At 63.4% G+C, this 17,667-nt stretch carries 12 protein-coding genes and 2 tRNA genes; 8 read left to right on the forward strand and 6 right to left on the reverse strand.

Going from position 1 to position 17,667, the window contains the following annotated elements; all coding sequences use genetic code 11:
- Positions 1–33: 33 nt before the first annotated feature.
- Positions 34–121 (reverse strand) — tRNA-Ser (locus AYX22_RS04695).
- A 153-nt stretch (positions 122–274) separates the two neighbouring features.
- Complete coding sequence (locus tag AYX22_RS04700) at positions 275–2,506, reverse strand: prolyl oligopeptidase family serine peptidase (protein ID WP_207596337.1); 2,232 nt, start codon at positions 2,504–2,506, stop codon at positions 275–277.
- Between the two features lie 59 nt (positions 2,507–2,565).
- Between AYX22_RS04700 and AYX22_RS04705 the strand changes: the two genes are divergently transcribed.
- A complete protein-coding gene (locus AYX22_RS04705) occupies positions 2,566–4,527 on the forward strand; it encodes an FAD/NAD(P)-binding protein (protein ID WP_207596339.1) in 1,962 nt (653 codons plus the stop codon).
- Positions 4,528–4,647: 120 nt separating this feature from the next.
- On the opposite strand, the gene AYX22_RS04710 is transcribed toward AYX22_RS04705, so the two are convergent.
- The 4 genes from AYX22_RS04710 to AYX22_RS04725 all read right to left on the reverse strand — a co-directional run bounded on the left by AYX22_RS04710 (position 4,648) and on the right by AYX22_RS04725 (position 11,097).
- Positions 4,648–9,183, reverse strand: coding sequence for an ExeM/NucH family extracellular endonuclease (locus AYX22_RS04710; RefSeq protein ID WP_207596340.1), 4,536 nt, complete (start codon positions 9,181–9,183; stop codon positions 4,648–4,650).
- 182 nt (positions 9,184–9,365) lie between these two features.
- Complete coding sequence (locus tag AYX22_RS04715; protein ID WP_207596342.1) at positions 9,366–9,857, reverse strand: septum formation family protein; 492 nt, start codon at positions 9,855–9,857, stop codon at positions 9,366–9,368.
- Positions 9,858–10,019: 162 nt separating this feature from the next.
- Positions 10,020–10,805: a VOC family protein gene (locus AYX22_RS04720; RefSeq protein WP_207596344.1), complete on the reverse strand. Its 786-nt coding sequence runs from the start codon at positions 10,803–10,805 to the stop codon at positions 10,020–10,022.
- A gap of 201 nt (positions 10,806–11,006) precedes the next feature.
- Positions 11,007–11,097 (reverse strand) — tRNA-Ser (locus tag AYX22_RS04725).
- A 102-nt stretch (positions 11,098–11,199) separates the two neighbouring features.
- On the opposite strand from AYX22_RS04725, the gene AYX22_RS04730 reads away from it, so the two are divergent.
- The 7 genes from AYX22_RS04730 (at position 11,200) to AYX22_RS04760 (ending at position 17,583) form a co-directional block, all read left to right on the forward strand.
- Complete coding sequence (locus AYX22_RS04730) at positions 11,200–12,183, forward strand: NAD(P)H-quinone oxidoreductase (RefSeq protein WP_207596345.1); 984 nt, start codon at positions 11,200–11,202, stop codon at positions 12,181–12,183.
- Positions 12,184–12,213: 30 nt separating this feature from the next.
- The gene (locus tag AYX22_RS04735) at positions 12,214–12,756 is read left to right on the forward strand and encodes a PadR family transcriptional regulator (protein ID WP_207596346.1); all 543 of its coding nucleotides are present in this window, start codon (positions 12,214–12,216) and stop codon (positions 12,754–12,756) included.
- A 201-nt stretch (positions 12,757–12,957) separates the two neighbouring features.
- Entirely contained in the window at positions 12,958–15,228 is a 2,271-nt protein-coding gene (locus AYX22_RS04740; RefSeq protein WP_207596347.1) for a carbon starvation CstA family protein, read from the forward strand.
- Positions 15,228–15,419, forward strand: coding sequence for a YbdD/YjiX family protein (locus AYX22_RS04745; RefSeq protein ID WP_207596348.1), 192 nt, complete (start codon positions 15,228–15,230; stop codon positions 15,417–15,419). The genes AYX22_RS04740 and AYX22_RS04745 overlap by 1 nt, the downstream gene beginning before the upstream one ends.
- Positions 15,420–15,503: 84 nt before the next feature.
- Positions 15,504–16,157, forward strand: a complete 654-nt coding sequence (locus tag AYX22_RS04750; protein WP_207596349.1) for a bacterial proteasome activator family protein — start codon at positions 15,504–15,506, stop codon at positions 16,155–16,157.
- A gap of 8 nt (positions 16,158–16,165) precedes the next feature.
- Positions 16,166–16,606 carry a hypothetical protein gene (locus tag AYX22_RS04755; protein ID WP_207596350.1) on the forward strand — a complete coding sequence of 147 codons (441 nt, stop codon included), beginning with the start codon at positions 16,166–16,168 and terminating at the stop codon, positions 16,604–16,606.
- Between the two features lie 137 nt (positions 16,607–16,743).
- Complete coding sequence (locus AYX22_RS04760; protein WP_207596351.1) at positions 16,744–17,583, forward strand: aldo/keto reductase; 840 nt, start codon at positions 16,744–16,746, stop codon at positions 17,581–17,583.
- The last annotated feature ends 84 nt before the right edge of the window (positions 17,584–17,667 follow it).

Here is a 17,667-nt window from a genome sequence, read left to right on the forward strand (position 1 = left end):
AAAGGTCCCGGTTTGAAAACCGGGACCTTTTCGCGGAGACGGGGGGATTTGAACCCCCGGTGGAGTTGTGCCCCACACTTCATTAGCAGTGAAGCCCATTCGGCCGCTCTGGCACGTCTCCCTTTGCTATTGCTAGCCCACCAAGGATACGCAGAACGTGCCGTCGAGCGCAAAACGCGGCCATTCTCCTGCCCATTTCGCTGGTTCGCGGCGGGACGGGCCGTGCGAACGGCCTGGCAGGCAGCGAACCAGCGAATCGGACCTGACGGAGCGGCTAGTTGCTTCCGGCCAGCGAACGCCACAAGAAGTGGTTGCTCCGCGCCTGCAACGCCGCAGCCTGCCTGTTGTCCGAGGCACCGGCATGGCCACCTTCGAGGGCTTCGTGGAACCACACATTCGGGATGCCCATGGCCTGCATGCGTGCAGCCATCTTTCGGGCTTGGACGGGTCCCACCCGGTCATCCGAAGTGGCAGTCCAGATGAACGTCTCGGGGTAATCCACGCCGTCATGAAGGAGGTGGTACGGCGAGAAGGTGCGGATGAACTCCCACTGCGCGGGGACATCGGGGTCCCCGTATTCAGCAATCCACGAGTACCCGGCCGAGAGCTTGGTGTACCGGCGCATGTCCAGGAGCGGCACGCCGCAGGACACGGCACCGAACAGTTCGGGGTACTGGGTCAGCATGTTTCCCACCAGAAGCCCGCCGTTGGAGCCTCCGACGCAGCCCAGACGCGGACGGCTGGTAACGCCGCGGGAGATCAAGTCCCGGGCCACCGCAGCGAAGTCCTCGTAGGCGCGGTGGCGGTTTTCCTGGAGGGCAGCGCGGTGCCATGAGGGCCCGTATTCGCCACCGCCCCGGATGTTGGCCACAACGTACACGCCGCCGCGCGAGTGCGTGCCGGTGCCGTCCTCGGAGGCAACGCCCACTGTTCGCCGCTCAAGCCATGCCCGGCCGATGGATCCGCTGTAGGCCGGGGTCCGCGAGATCTCGAACCCGCCGTAGCCGGAAAGCTGCGTGGGGTTCTGGCCATCAAGTACCAGATCCTTGGACGCCACCTGGAAGTAGGGAACCTTCGTTCCATCGGCAGAGACAGCAAAGTGCTGTTGGACCTCGTACCCGGCTTCGTTGAAGAACGACGGCGACCGCTTCACTTCGGCATGCCGGCTCACCACGCCGCTGGACTGCCCGTCATCGCCGCGTGTCAGCGCTCCCCGGGTGAGAGTGGTGGGAGTGGTGAAGCCGGTGGCCACCAGCCAGAAGTCGTTGCCGGCTGCGCCCAGGTCTTCGTCGTCCACGGCATAGGCATTGACATCGTGCAGCGGCGGGCAGGCATCCAGGAGGGTGGATGCCCATGCACCCGCGGAGTCAACCGTGGAAGGGTCCAGCACCCGGATTTCCGAGGAGACGTCGCGCAGGAGGTTCAGCAGCAGGTAATCCTTGGTCCAGCTCCAGGACTGCAGCGAGGTTTGGGCATCCGGCGTAAACAGGACCAACAGCGAACGGGACCCCGCCAGGTAGGAGTCGAAATCGGCCGCCAGCAGAGCTCCCGCCGGGTACACGGAGCCCTCAACCTCCCAGTCTTTCTGCGGACGGAACAGCAGCCAGTCGCGGTGGGCGCTGATGTTGACGTCGGTGGGAACGTCGATTGCCACCCACGAGTCCTCGCGCAGCAGCCAGGTGCTCCGGTTGTAGAAGTCGATGTAGTCCACGGCGAAGGTCCGCTCGTAGCCCGGGGTCGAATCGTGGGCCACCATGGCCAGCATGTGGTCCTCGGGAATCTCAAAGAGGCGCTCGGCCTGGGCCAGCGTCTGTCCGCGCCTCAGCTTCACGCCGGTCCTCGCATAGGAAGACGTCGTTGCAGGCAGTCCCTCCGCAGTGCTGGACACCAGCAGGGTGTCGGCATCGAGCCAGCTGACGTTTCCCTTGGCAGTGGGGAGGTCAAAGCCGCCCTCCACGAAGGTGCGGGATTCGACGTCGAACTCGCGGTGGCGGTCTGCGTCGCCTCCGTCGGGGGAGAGTGAGACCATGGCCAGGCGGTACTCGTCGCCATCGGCCGGCCGGAGGAAACCGGCGCCGTGGAAGACCCACTCCACACCTTCGGCGGCGGCAAGGGCATCGACGTCCAGCAGGACGTCCCACTCGGGCTCGTCGGTGAGGTAGCTTTCCCAGGTGGTGCGGCGCCAGAGGCCTTTGGGGTGTTCCTGGTCCTTCCAGAAGTTGTAGTAGTAGTCGCCCCGCTTGGAGACCATGGCGATGCGGTCTGTTGAGTCGAGGACCTCAAGGATGCCGGCTTCAACAGCCGCATATTCGGCATCCTCGAGCAATTCCTCGGTGCGGGCGTTTTGTTCGCGGACCCACGCCAGCTGTTCCTCGCCGTGGATGTCCTCGAGCCAGACGTTTTCATCCGTGGGCTCAGCCGCCACGTCCGCAGCATGGCGGGGCCCGGAGGTGGTGGCGGTGTCATTCTCGGGAAGTGGCGTCTGATCAGCTTCTGTGGTGGTCATCGCCCCATCCAAGCAACACTGTTCGACCGTAAGCAAGTCACAGGAAGTTAGGCTTGAGCGTGGCTAAATCGCAAACCATCCGTGTTGCCCTTATTGGGGCCGGCCCTCGGGGCACCAGCGTCCTTGAGCGGTTGCTTGCGAATTGGGCTGCCGGTAGCCCTCCGGGAACCACCCTGCACCTTGATGTGGTGGATCCTTTTCCGGCCGGATCGGGCCACGTGTGGCAGCCCGAGCAGTCGCGCTTGTATCTGATGAACACCCAGTCTTTCTATCCGACACTCATCCCCGAAGACCCGAGGCTGGCCCCGCCGCTGGCAGGTGGTTCCTTCGACCAGTGGCGTGAGGCCCGGCGTCGTGATGGTGCGGGACTGAACGATGCTGAGAAGGCCGAGTTGGCCACCCTCGAGTCGAACAATTTCCCCAGCCGCGCGCTGTACGGCAGGTACCTGCGCCAAACCTTGGCGGGATTGCTGGAACGGCTTCCCGACGGCGTCGAGGTCACCTTCCATGAGACCACCGCCGTGGCGGCACGCCCTTTTGTGAACAGCACGGCGAACAGCGCGGGGGACGGGTTCGACGTCGAACTCGCCAATGGCCTCACCCTCACCGTCGGCTCCGTGGTCCTCGCCCTGGGGCACATTGAGTCCCGGCTGAATCCGGAACAGCGCTCATTCAAGCGCGCCGCTGACGAACAGGGCCTGCTGTATTTTCCGCCCGCACCGCCGGCCGACGTGGACTGGCAATCCGTGCCGGATAACGAGCCAGTGCTGGTCCGGGGCATGGGATTGAACTTCTTTGACGTCATGGGCCAGCTGACGGAGGGGCGCGGGGGCAAGTTTGTTGACGCCGGTGCGCCGGGAGCCGGGGTATTGGAGTACAGGGCATCGGGGCGCGAACCGAAAATCATCGCCGCCTCCCGCCGTGGCACGCCGTACCGGGCCAAGGCCGGCCTGGATGCCTACTATCCGGGCAGCATCACCATGCGGTACCTGACCGAAGACGCAGTGGACCGGTTCCGTGCAGCGGGAATCCAACCTGGTTTTGACCATGATCTTTGGCCACTCCTGCACCGCGACGCCTTCTGGGCCTACTACTCAACGCTGGCCCGCTCCCAGCCGACGGCAATCAAGGACCCTGCGCAGTTCCTGGCTGATCTTGAGGATGCGCTCCAACCGCACGCGCACACCACCACGCACTGGGAAAGCAGCGTGGGCGACCTCGTGGAAAAGCATGTTGTGTCTTCCCGCCGGTTGAACCTCCGCGGACTGGCCGCTCCACTGGCAGGACGCACCTTTGCCTCTCGACGTGAGCTGGACGCAGCCATCACGGCCTACCTGGATGATGACGCGCGACGATCGGCCCTCGGGGAGGCGGACCCCGTCAAGATGGCCATCGGTGCGCTCCACACCGGCCGGGCCATCCTCAAATCGGTGGTGGCAGACGGCGGCATCACGGACGAATCGTGGCTCTCAGGGTTGCGCGGCTGGTTCGAGTCCTTCGTCGAAGGGCTGGCCAGCGGAGCCCCTGCACTGCGCTCGGAGCAGCTGGCCGCTTTGGCGCGTGCCGGCGTCGTGAGTTTCGTGGGCCCCGACCCGAAGTTCAGCGTGGACCGGGCAGCCAAGGTGTTCCGGGCGGTTTCGCCGTGGGTGCACGATGCGCCGGCCGAAGCACCTACCTTGATCGAGGCGATGTCGCCGGCCAACAGGGTGGGAATGAACGTCTCCCCGCTGCTGGAGCAGCTGATGGCTGATGGCCTGGTGCGCACCAAGATCATGATGGGCGGCGAAGGCGCTCCTGTGCAGACCACGGGATTGGACGTTGAACCGCATCCATACAGGCCCCTGGCGGCGAATGGATCCGTCACAAGGAACCTGTACGTCTTGGGTCTTCAGCTCTCCGCGGTGCAGTGGGGCACGGCCATCGCTGCGGAAGCCCGACCCCGGACCGGACCGGCCTACGCCAGCGGACAGCGGACCCTCAGGGATGCCGACGAGATTGCCCGCAGTATTCTGGCCCGCTGAGCCACGCACGGCTACGGATCGGCGTAGCGTTCGGCACTAAGTCATAGCGTTCAGCACAAAGGCAGGGCCCTCACGAAGGGTAAGTTCGTGAGGGCCCTGCCTTATGGCGTTACGGGTTTGCTAGCCCCGCAGGCACCTCTGGTACTCCAACCAGGCGAACGCGTACCGCAGCCACCCCACAATGTCGTACCACTTGGACGGCTTGGTGGGCGCGGTGCATTGCGGCGGGTTCGGGCCGCTCTCAGCAACCGTCACGAGCGTCTTCACCACGGTTCCGCTTTCGACGGCGGTGAGCACCAACGTGCCAGTGCCGGCCGCTGCCGAGGCGGGAACCTTGAGGTCCACCGTGGCTGCACCTGCTGTTACCGGTACGGATCCGAGCGTCACCGCTGCACCCTTGCTGTCAACAAAGACGGCATTGAGGGTGGCATTGGCGGGGCTGCCGATCGATGTCAGGTTCAGCTTTGAGACAGCCAGTGCGATGGGTTCGCCGGCCTTAACCCCGGCTGCGGTGGAGTTCACCACAGCGACGGAACGACGGGCAAAGTCCGGCGACACCGGCTTGTGCTCCTGCAGGTATTTGATCCAGGCATCCCGGTCCACCAGTCCGGTGTCCTTGGTGTTGCTGCCTTCCTTGAAGACCCGGAAGTTGTCACCACCGGTGGCCAGGAAGCTGAACGTGCCGATCCTGTACTGCTTCGCGGGATCGATGACGGCGCCGTTCACCCAGATGCCGGTGACGCGGTCTCCTGCGGGACGGGCGGCGTCGTAGGTGTAGTTGATGTTCTTGGACAGGCCAAGCTGCTGGTAGGGGCGGCTGGGCACGGTTCCGTCAGCGTTGGTCTGCCACTGCTGCTCCAGGAGCGTCTTGAACTGGGCACCTGTCAGGGACGTGGTCCACAGGTTGTTCACGAACGGCAGGACCGCGTTGGCCTCTGCGTAGGTGATGGTGCCATCCGGGGCGTAGTAGAGCTCGTTACGCAGGCCTCCGGGGTTCACGACGCCGATCTCCGCCGCACCCAGTTCGGGTGCCTTGAGCGTATCCACCAGGGAGTCTGCCACCAGGTTGCCCAGCGTGGATTCATTCGCGCGGTCGTCCCGCTTGGGGGCGCCTCCGGCAGGATCCGGGGTGAAGGCGGTGGTGATATCGGCGGTCACTGCACCAACGGGCTGGTTGCCGATTTCAGCAGCTTGGGCCAGCGCCTTGTCCACGATGGTCTTCACTGCGGCCACCCTCGGGTACGCAGCAACCAGGCTTTCGGCGGTCTCGGTGGTCCGATCCACGATTGCGGCCTTGTACGCCGTCACGGACTTGCTGGCGGTGTCCACAGTGAGCGTCACGCTGCCCACGTTCTCGCCGTAGTTGCCGGTCTGCACGATGGGACGGGTTTTGCCGGTCGGCTGGCCGTTGGCGTCCAGTACCGGTGCGTCCCAGGCGTATTCCTTGTGGGTATGTCCGGTGAAGATGGCAGCGACGTCGGGAGTGGTTTCGTTGACCAGCTTGGCGAAGGGGCCGCCCGCGGCGACTTCCTGCTCCAGCGTGGCGCCCTCAGGAGTGCCGGACGCGGCGCCGTCGTGGCTTTCCACGATGATGAGGTCGGCTAGATCGTCGGCCTTGATCTTCGCGGCCACCCGGTTGATGGCCTCCACAGGATCCCCGAATTCGAGGTCCGAGATTCCGGCGGGAGTCACCAGTGAAGGAACTTCCTGGGTGACAGTGCCGATGACGGCCACCCGCATGCCGTTCATATCCAGCACCTTGTACTCCGGCAAGACCGGCGTGGTGGTGCCCTTTTGGTAGACGTTCGCACCGAGGTACGCGAACTTTGCGTTGGTACCTCCTGCGACGACGCGGTCGCGCAGGTCCTGCCAGCCGCCGTCGAACTCGTGGTTGCCCACAGCGGAAGCCTGCAGCTCCAAGGTGTTCAGGACGTCGATGGTGGGCTGGTCCTTCGCCACTGAAGAAGCGAAGAGGGAGGCGCCGATGTTGTCGCCGGCCGAGATGAAGGCCGTAGCCCCGGGGGCAGCTGCCGCGCGGAGCTTCTCCACCGTTCCGGCAAAGAGCACGGTGTTGGTGTCGATGCGGCCGTGGAAGTCGTTGATCCCCAGGAACTGCAGGTCAACGCTTGCGGGTGCCTCCGCAGTCAGGTCCAGGCCCACCACCACAGGATCGTGGTCGCTGGCCCGGAACTCGTCCGCGGCATAGTAGTTGGTCACATTGTTGTTATACCTGCTGTACTCCAGTGCGACGGACTCCACGGAATTGATGTTCCAGATGTCGGTTCCCGTGACGGCCTTGGCCGCTGCGGGTGAAGCCAGGATGTGGTCCAGGGAACCCACCATGCCCCCGAACAGGTATGAGTGCTTGCCGGTGCCCACCTCAAGATCGGCATAGCCGGCGCCCGTGAGGACGTTGATGGGATCTTCCTTGGCGTAGGCGTTGAAGTCACCGATCAGGAAGACCTTGTCCGTGCCCTTGGACGCCTGAAGATCCTTCGAGAAAGCGAGCAGCGATTCAGCCTGCTTGGTGCGGGCAATGTTCGAGGCACCCTGGCCCTTGTCGGTATCGTCCGGGGTAGCGGCCGAGCCCTTGGACTTGAAGTGGTTCACGATCGCGATGAACTTCTTGTCATCGGCACCGCCAACCGGTTTGAAGACCTGGGCCAGCGGCTTGCGTGCGCTGGCGAAAGCCACGGTGTCGTTGTGGATGATGGACTCGCCCACGGGCTCCGCCACGGCCTTTTTGTAGATGAACGCGGTGCGGATCATGTCTTCATCGCTCAGCGGGGGAGCGTTGGCGGGCGTCCGCACGTAGTCCCACACGCCAGGTGTTTTGACGTTGAGGGCCTCCACCAGCTTGGACAACGCGTAGTCGCGCTCCTTGCCGAACTGCGCGGAGTTCTCGATTTCCTCGAGGGATACGACGTCGGCGCCGGACTTGGTGATGGCCGCTACGATCTTGGCCTGCTGGCGCTCGAAGTTCTCCGCGTTGGCAGCACCGCGGGCGTTGCAGCCTTCCTTGACCGTGATGGGGTTGCCCTCGCGGTCGGTATAGAAGACGCAGCCGGCCAGCTGGTCACCGGTGGTGGGGAAGTAGTTGAGCACGTTGAAGGAAGCGAGCTTGAGGCTGCCTCCCACATCGGCAGGACCTTCCGGCCGGGTGGCGGTGAAGCTGGCCGGTTGGACCGAACCAGCATTGGCCGCGTTGAGTGCGGTGAGCGGCTGGAACTTCCAGGAGTTGTTGCCGTAGCCAAGGATGACGTCGGTCCGGAACTGTGCGGGCGAACCCACACGAACGGGATCCGAGGTTGTCAGGTACGGCAGTTGCTGGGCCTTGGTGGTGGCGTCCTTGAGGAAGTTGGTGGACGCACCGTCGTCGAGCTTGATGCCCCGCAGCGCGTTGTCCGCCACCACGGCAGCGTACTCCGGCGAGCCATAAGCGGCCACGGCCGTGGGCTGCACCAAGGGCGAGGTCCCGGCCGCGAGGCCGATTTCGCCGTACTGGTTCAGGGAGTAGTTATCCGTGACCGTGAAATCGCCCTGGGGGGCTACGAGCATGCCTTCGAGGCTTTCCCTCGCGGCCTCATTCGCCGGCAAGGCAAACGGCGTGGACTTGACCTCGGGGGCCGCCTCAGCGAGCTTCTTCAACCCTGCAGCTTCAACCGTGAGCTGGGTCTGGTTGGCGAATTCGCTGACGACGCCTGTGAGTTCCAGGTAGTCGCCCTGCTGGACGGTTCCCGTGGTCGTGGGTGAGTAGACGAACAAAGCGTCCGACGCCGTCCTGGCCGCCCCGGCAGTATCGCCGCCGGTTCCGGGGGTCTGGACGTAGTAGCCGTTGAACCCGCCGGTGGCGTACAGTGCGGTGACCTTGCCGCGCGTGGTCACGGTGCTGCCGACCAGGGGGCTCGCCGTACCCGTTCCCTGGATCTCGGCAATGGCCTTGACACCGGGCTCCGGCTCCGGATCCGTGGGAGGGGTTCCACCGCCGTTGGAGGCCGTGGGGGTAATGGTGGCGTTCAGGCTGAAGTCCGTGGCGTTGGAGTCCGTGTCCGCCCCGTTGGTGCGGTTCAGGCTCTTGACGTCCGAGTTGCCGGTGGGCGCAGTGGCCGCGGCGGTTTCGAACGTGTTGGAGGTGCCATAGCCCAGGAGGTCGGCAATGGCGGCGTTGCCGGTCACTGATCCAGCCGGGAGCGGGGACACAGCGGTGGACTGCTTGGCCAGGACCAGTGTTCCTGTGGTTCCGCTGGGGTTCAGCGTCCCGGTGGCTTGGACATCGGCCGTGGGAAGGGCCGGGGCGGTGGAGGCTCCGCTGTTGGTGGCTCCCTGGACCAGGAAGTAGCCCTTGGCAGGGATGGTGCCGGTCAGGGGGGTGATCCCCGTGGGTGCGGCGGTGGCTGTGCCTGAACGGTACTGCAACGACCAGCCTGACAGGCTGACCGGGGAATCCGAGGAGTTGTAGAGCTCAACGAACTTGTTCTTGAACGCGGCGCCGGCACTGCCACCGCTGAGGTAAGCCTCGTTGATGACTACCGCCGATGAGCCGGCAGGGGCGGACGGATCATCCGCCGCCATGGCCGGAGCGGCCGTCAGCGGGGCGGCGAGCAACCCCACTGACAAGACCGTTCCTGCCAGTACTTTCCACTGTTGTTGGTGCATCCGCTCTAACTTTCATTAGGGGACCCTGTGGGGCCCTTTGGACGACGCCCACAATCTTGTGAAGTGGGCGTTGTTCCGGAAGTTACTCCGGGGTAAACCTATTGCTCGGGCATAGCAGAACACGATGGAATGAATGGGAGGTGGACCGGGGGTGGCCGCTGGGTTCCCTTGGCACTCGTGCGTTACCTGGCGGCACCCTTAAGGGTGCCGGTGGTGGCGGCTCCGGCCTCGCCACCGATCAGGCAGACGATCTCCCGGTCACCGTTTTTCCAGGAGTCGCTGGTGGGGTGGAGGAAGGTCACATCCAGCGCAGATTCCTCGAACGGCAGGCCAACAAACGTTGCGAACTGGGCACCGCAGTATTCTTCAGCCTGGGTGCCCACCTCAGTGTCGCCGGGGAACGCAGACGCGTCCATGTTGGTCAGCGCGTAGGCCTCAAGGTCGTGGCTCTGATCGCACGGAATGATGGTGACATCCATAACTTCCTGGCTGTCCGGATTGGCGATGCAGTCGCCCAACTTCACCTTGAAGGCATCGGCCTTGGACGATTCCGTAGGCTTTCCTGACTCATCCCGCTTGGCGTCGCCGCTGCTGATCAACGAACAGCCCGCCAGCGCAATCGATGCCATGCCCAGCACGGCAGCGGTCCTCAATCGTCGTGAAAAGTGGTGCATGTGGGTCCTCATTCCCCGCGGGACAGCAGGCAAGGGGCCTGCGATCGACAGTGAGGGACCTGACAAGGACCCACGCCGGCTGATCCCCCAACGCCGGCAATGAGTGGATCCGGCCGGCTGCCCTCGGTGGAGGGCGCCGGGCAGACCCGGTGCAGTGAAACCCTAGGCCGTTTGGCCCAGGTCCTGGATGACTTTGAAGACAGCTCCCGTGGGGTCCTGCAGCGTAGCCAAACGACCAAACGGTGTGTCCTCTGCAGGTTGTGTGATGGTGGCGCCCAAGGCTGTTGCTTGCTCCACTGTGGCGTCCGTGTCCTCCACGGCGAAGTACACGCTCCACATGGAGGGGACCTGTTCCGGAAGGAAACCGGAGGCATCCATGATGCCCGCCTTGGCGTCGTCTCCGGCGCCGAGGGTGGTGTACCGGAAATCCGGAGTATCGCTCATGACGTCCGTGTCCCAGCCAAAGACTTCCTGGTAGAAGGTGACCGCTGCCTCGTAATCCTTGGAAAGGAGTTCGTGCCACGCAGGAGCGCCGGCCTCAGCCGCCAGCTCGTAGCCCGTCATTTCCCCGAATTCCCAAGCTCCGATGGACGCGCCTGAGGCGTCACCGTACATGGCCATGGTGCCCTGCTCGGGAACTTCCATGGGTTCCAAATACACCTGACCCCCATGGGTGGCTGCTGCCTCGGTGGTTGCCTTGATGTCATCGGTACGAAGGTAAGTGGACCAGACATCCGGCATGGCACCCATGTCAGCCTGCTTCGCCATGATGCCCGCCACCATCCGGCCGTCCTTCAGCGCCGTGATGTAGCCGCCGTACTTTTCCTCATCCCCGGTCTCATACGTCCAGCCGAAAAGCGCGCTGTAGAACGTCTTCGCTTTCTCAGTATCGGACGTCATCAGATCAATCCAGCAGGGTGCGCCGGGAGTGATGTCAGGCTTAGGCATGGGTCAGGCTCCTGTTGTTATTCCGCGGCCAAAGCTACGGCATATGTCAGTGGTGTGGAGACAGAAAGAACACTATGCGGGGGGTCTGACAGTTTCAATGATCTACCGGGTGTCAGTTCTCAGTTGCGCGCTTGGCGGCCCTGCGGAACAACAATCAAACAAACAAAAATGCCCCGGGTCCTGGAACCCGGGGCATCTCATTGGCGGAAGGTAAGGGATTTGAACCCTTGGTACGGGGTTACCGCACACTGGTTTTCAAGACCAGCTCCTTAGGCCGCTCGGACAACCTTCCTCGCCTAGTAGTGTTTCATAGGGAGTTGGCTGTTCCAAAACATCACGTCCTCCAGCCCCTGCCCCGGGGGTTTGAGGACCAGCAAGAAACCGGGAGTTCGTCATGAAAGCCGTCTACATCTCAGAGCCAGGCGGGCCCGAAGTCCTCGAAATCCGCGAGGTCCCCGCACCGGTGCCAGGCGCCGGGGAGGTCTTGATCGACGTCGTGGCTGCCGGACTGAACCGTGCGGACGTCCAGCAGCGGCGCGGCTTCTACCCGCCACCGCCAGGCGCATCCGACATTCCAGGGCTTGAAGTCTCCGGACGCATCGCAGCCTTTGGTCCCGGCGTCACCAAGGCGTTCTCCGTGGGGGATAAAGTCGTTGCGCTGCTCTCCGGCGGAGGCTACGCCCAGCAGGTGGCCGTACCTGCGGAGCAGGTTTTGCGGATTCCCGAAGGTGTGGACCTCATTACCGCCGCGGCCCTGCCTGAAGTTGCGGCCACCGTCTATTCCAACCTCATCATGACAGCGCAGATGCAGCCCGGGGAGACAGTACTCATCCATGGCGCCACCGGCGGCATCGGCACCATGGCCATCCAGTTGGCCAAGGCCTGCGGTGCAACGGTAGCGACCACTGCCGGAACCGACGAGAAGGTGGGAACCGCCAAGGCCTTCCTGGGCGCCGACATCGCCATCAACTACACCGAAGAGGACTTCGCTGAAAGCCTCAAGGCGCAAAACGGGGGCAAAGGCGCGGACGTGATCCTCGACGTCGTGGGTGCCAAGTACCTCCAGCAGAACGTCGACGCGCTCGCCGAGTACGGCCGCCTGATCGTCATTGGCCTGCAGGGCGGGACCACCGCCGAGATCAACCTCGGCCAACTCCTCAGCAAACGGGCTGCCGTGATTGGTACGGCGCTTCGGCCGCGGTCCGTGGCCGAAAAAGGCATCATCATGTCCGCGGTCCGCGAGTCCGTATGGCCGATGCTCACCGACGGCAGGATCAGGCCGCTCGTGGCCAAATCCTTCCCACTGGAACATGTCCGGGAAGCCCATCAGTATTTCGACTCGGGCGAGCACGTGGGCAAGGTCCTGCTGCTCCTCTGATCGTTCCGTCCAACCGCTGCGAGGAGCCATATGTCCATCCGGCACAGTCTGCTGGCCCTGCTTCAGGACCAGCCCCGGTACGGCTACGAACTGCGCGTCGAATTCGAGGACCGGACCGGTGCCGCCTGGCCGTTGAACATCGGACAGGTTTACACCACCCTGGACCGCCTTGAGCGCGATGGCCTGGTCAGTAAAGACGGCGACGACGGCGGTGGCCACGTCATCTACAGCATCACTGACGCCGGTGCCGAGGAAGTCGAGGCGTGGTTTGGCGGCGCCGTGGACCGTGGCGCCCCGCCGCGGAACGAGATCGCCATCAAGCTTGCCCTTGCCGTGACGCTGCCCGGTGTGGATACCTCCGCGGTGATCCAATCCCAGCGTGAGGTGTCCGTCAGGGCGTTGCAGGAGCACACGCTGGCGAGGAAGGCAGTGTCCGCCAACCAACGTTCCGTGGACACCGCGGGGCTGCTGGTACTCGATTCCTTGATTTTCCAAGCCGAAGCCGAAGTGCGCTGGTTGGACCTGTGTGAAGCGCGCATGGTGCAGGCGCAGGCCAACGGGGGAGCCACCTAGTCTCCTCCGGTGCGGGAGCATGGTCATCCGCCGCAAGGCTGTGACCGTTCACCGCCGCGTTGTTCCACGTTGGCGCGTTCCCCCTTTACTTGTCTGTGACGGTTGTTACTGTGCTGGAAGGCACCCGGCGATGCGGCCCCCACCGCGAAGATCGCCACCAACGGCAGCACCCATCACTGCAGCAGTTCTCAAGGAGGAGATATGGGCAAGGTTTCTGACAAGGCCGGACTCACGGAAGGATTGGATCCTACGCTGCCTTCCCCGGCCGTGGATGACTCAGTCCGTGAGGCAGAAGAGCGGAGATGGACCCCGGCAAAGATCGGGCTGTGGGTGGCGATCTCGCTGCTGGGAGCGGTGGCATGGTTCATGCTGGCGCTGGTACGCGGCGAAACCGTGAACGCCATCTGGTTCGTTTTCGCTGCGGTATGCACCTATCTGATTGGCTACCGGTTCTATTCCAAGGTTATTGAGCGCTACTTGCTCAAGCCGGATGATCGCCGCGCCACTCCTGCCGAGTACAAGGCTGATGGCAAGGACTATGTCCGCACCGACCGGAATGTGCTGTTCGGCCACCACTTCGCCGCCATTGCCGGCGCGGGGCCGCTGGTGGGACCTGTCATCGCAGCCCAGATGGGCTATCTGCCAGGCACCATCTGGATCATCATCGGTGTCGTTCTTGCCGGTGCCGTGCAGGACTACCTGGTCATGTTCTTCTCCATGCGCCGCGGTGGCCGTTCCCTCGGCCAGATGGCACGTGAAGAACTTGGCGTCATTGGCGGCACGGCGGCCCTCGTGGCCACCCTGCTCATCATGATCATCATTGTGGCCATCCTTGCGCTCGTCGTGGTCAACGCCCTGGGCGAGAGTCCGTGGGGTGTCTTCTCTGTGGGGATGACCATCCCCATCGCACTGTTCATGGGCGTTTACCTGCGCTTCATCCGGCCAGGAAAGGTGATGGAAGTGTCCATCATCGGCTTCGTTTTACTGATGGCGGCCATCATCGGCGGCGGCGCAGTGGCCGGAACCGAATGGGGTGCAGCCTTCTTCCACCTCGACAAGGTCACCATTGCCTGGGGCATCATCATCTACGGCTTCATTGCTGCCATCCTGCCGGTGTGGCTGCTCCTGGCCCCTCGCGACTACCTCTCCACCTTCATGAAGATCGGCGTGATCGTGATGCTGGCTTTGGCCATCATTGTGGTTCGTCCGGAAATCACTGTCCCCGCGTTCAGCGAGTTCGCCAGCCGTGAGAACGGACCCGTTTTCTCCGGGGCGCTGTTCCCCTTCCTCTTTGTCACCATCGCCTGTGGCGCCCTGTCAGGATTCCACGCCCTTATTTCCTCCGGCACCACTCCCAAGCTGATCGAGAAAGAACGCCAGACGCGCTTCATCGGCTATGGCGGCATGCTCATGGAGTCCTTTGTGGCCATCATGGCCCTGGTAGCTGCGATTTCGATCGACCGCGGCATCTACTTCGCCATGAACGCACCCCTTGCCCTCACCGGAGGCACGGTGGAATCCGCAGCGCAGTGGGTGAACAGCCTCGGCCTGGCCAACGTGAACATCACCCCGGACGTGCTGGCCCAGACGGCCAAGGACGTGGGCGAGGAGAGCATCGTCTCCCGGTCCGGTGGTGCACCCACACTGGCCGTAGGCTTGGCGCACATCATGCAGCAGTTCATCGGTGGACCCGGCATGATGGCCTTCTGGTACCACTTCGCCATCATGTTTGAGGCGCTGTTCATCCTGACCGCAGTTGACGCCGGCACGCGTGTTGCCCGGTTCATGCTGCAGGATTCCATTGGCAACTTTGTTCCCAAGTTCAAGGAAGCCTCCTGGCGTCCCGGCGCTTGGCTATGCACCGCCATCATGGTGGGTGCATGGGGTGCAGTGCTCCTGATGGGTGTCACCGACCCCCTGGGCGGGATCAATACGCTCTTCCCGTTGTTCGGCATCGCCAACCAACTCCTTGCGGCCATCGCGCTGGCGGTGTGCCTGGCCATCACTGCCAAGCGTGGCGTCTTCAAGTGGCTGTGGATCGTGGCGGTCCCTCTGGCCTTTGCGGCAGTAGTGACGATTACTGCCAGCTTCCACAAGATCTTCTCGCCGGTTCCGGCAGTGGGCTACTTCGCCAACAACCAGGCCTTCTCCAAGGCCTTGGCGGACGGCAAGACGGAGTTCGGCACGGCAAAGACCGTTGCAGCCATGGAAGCGGTGGTCCGTAACACCATGATCCAGGGCGTCCTTTCGGTCATCTTCGTGACGTTGAGCATCATCGTGATTGTCGCCGCCCTGTTGGCGACCATCAGGGCAATCCGTGCAGGCGGCGGACAAGACCATGAGGACCCGGCCCTGCCATCCAAGGTGTATGCTCCGGCCGGACTGATCCCCACCTCAGCGGAGAAGGCCCTGCTGGCGGAGTGGAATGCCCTGCCTGCGGAGAAGCGCACGCAGAAGGCCGGGCATCACTGATGAATGCGGTGGCCAAAGGGCTTCGCGGGTTCGCCACCTACATGGGTTCGCTCATGGGTGCAGACGCCTACCGCAAGTATCTGGAACACTTCAATGCCAGCGGCCATACCGGTCCTGCCATGACGGAGCGTGAGTTTTGGCGGGACCGGATGGACCGGCAGGACAGCAATCCCCAGGGCCGCTGCTGCTGACGGAGAACCAAGTTTCGCTACGAACGAAGTCGGAATCGAGGAACTGGACGGGGGTTCGCGTGAACCCCATGAGAGTATGAACGAATGAGCGATCTGAACGACATTCAGCCCACGGATGAGGCTTCGGACGACACCCCCGTGGAGGGAACCATGCTGGAAGAGGGCCACAATAGGCCCAACGGACAGCAACCCGGCGGGGGAGAGTCCGGAAAGGATGCCAAGCCCAAGGGCGGCAATCTTCACGAACTTGTTGACGAACCGGCAAAGGTGATGCGGATCGGCACCATGATCCGCCAACTTTTGGAGGAAGTTAAAGCCGCGCCCCTGGACGACGCTGCACGTGGGCGCCTCGCCGAAATCCATGAGCGCTCCATCAAGGAACTCGAGGACGGTCTCGCACCTGAACTCATCGAGGAGCTGGAACGCATCAGCTTGCCTTTTCCCGACGAAAAGGCGCCCTCCGATGCGGAACTTCGCATCGCCCAGGCACAGCTGGTGGGGTGGTTGGAAGGCTTGTTCCACGGCATCCAGGCCGCCATCGCCGCACAGCAGGCCGCCAAGGAACATGCCGCCGCGCAGATGCAACTTCGCCAGCTCCCGCCGGGAACTGTCATCGCGCCGGGCATCGTCATTGGCGAAAATGGCCAGCCGCAGCGTGCCGCAGCGCCGGGGGCTCCCGGTGCTGCTTCGCACGGCCGGCCGGAAGACCCCGACCACGGTCCGGGTCAGTACCTCTGAGTTCGCTCGTGGGTTTCTTTGGGGCCGTCCGCCAAGGACGGAAGGACGATCTGGAGCTCGGTAAGGGGTTGTGGCGACGCGCCCACGACCGTTTCCACCGCGGCCTGGACCGGTACCACCAAGTTCTTGAGGGCGTTGATGATGAGCAGCTGTACAACGAGCTTGTGCAGATCGCCAATGATCTTGCCGAGTTGTCTCCGCGCGTGAGGACCATTTGCGTCGAGGCGCAAAGACGATCCCCAAGCGACGGCCTGGATGTTCCGGGGGCCCTGGCAGGGGTGCACCGTGCGTTGTCCAAGGCTGGAAATTCCCTGGCCACCACCGCGGAGGCGGCCGCGATGTTGAGGTTGGCCGTTGGCCCGGTTCCTGTGGGCGCACTCTCCGTGAGGCGGCGCTCGGAAGCCGTCTTTGAGCAGGTTGCCGATGCAGAGCGCCAGCTCGGAGCCTGAAGGGCCGGGAGAAAGATGCAAGGCGTGAGCAACTACAAGCGTGCGCCTTTATTCCTCCTGCACAAGAAGTTAAGCGCATAGCTGATCTCCGTAACATTCCGGGCTTTTCACAGGTTCGTGCTGGCAGTATGGCAATCATGACTTCGTCACCAACACTTACTTTCAACGACGGCAACACCATCCCCCAGCTCGGCTACGGGGTGTGGCAAGTTGAAGACGATGTAGCCGAAAAGGTGGTGCGCCAGGCTTTTGAAGCCGGCTTCCGCCACATCGATACCGCCAAGATCTACGGCAATGAGGCAGGTGTCGGCCGGGCCATCGCCTCCTCCGGCCTCTCCGCCGACGAAATCTTCATCACCACCAAGCTGTGGAACGCAGACCAAGGCTACGACTCCACGCTCGCAGCCTTCGAGGAGTCCATGGACCGACTCGGCCTCGAGACCCTGGATCTCTACCTGATTCACTGGCAGCAGCCCAAGCAGGAAAAGTACGTTGACACCTGGAAGGCGCTCATCGAGCTCAAGAAGCGTGGCCGCGTCAAGTCCATCGGTGTATCCAACTTCACCAAGGAAGGCCTGCAGCACATCATCGATGAAACCGGCGTTGTTCCGGCCATCAACCAGGTGGAACTGCACCCCTTCTTCAACCAGGCTGACCTTCGCGAATTCAACGCTTCCAAGGGCATCCTGACCCAGGCTTGGTCCCCACTGGGCCAGGGTGGCGAGCTCCTTCAAAGCGCCACAGTTGCTGAAATCGCCGCCAAGCACGATGCCACGCCCGCCCAGGTGGTCATCGCCTGGCACCTGGCCATCGGCAATGTGGTCATTCCCAAGTCCGTCACCGAGTCCCGCATCCAAGAAAACTTCGCGGCGCTCAACGTCACGCTGGATGCCACCGACATCGAGGCCATCAACGGCCTCGACCGCGGTGCCGAAGGCCGCATCGGACCGGACCCGGCAGTCTCCGACTTCGCTTAAGTCCCAAGCCTTGACCCTGGTGCCCCGTCCCCTCCTTGGGGGCGGGGCACCTGCCGTTAAGGCACGACGCCGGCATTCGCCGTC

The organism is Arthrobacter sp. D5-1 (assembly GCF_017357425.1).
Classification (GTDB): domain Bacteria; phylum Actinomycetota; class Actinomycetes; order Actinomycetales; family Micrococcaceae; genus Arthrobacter.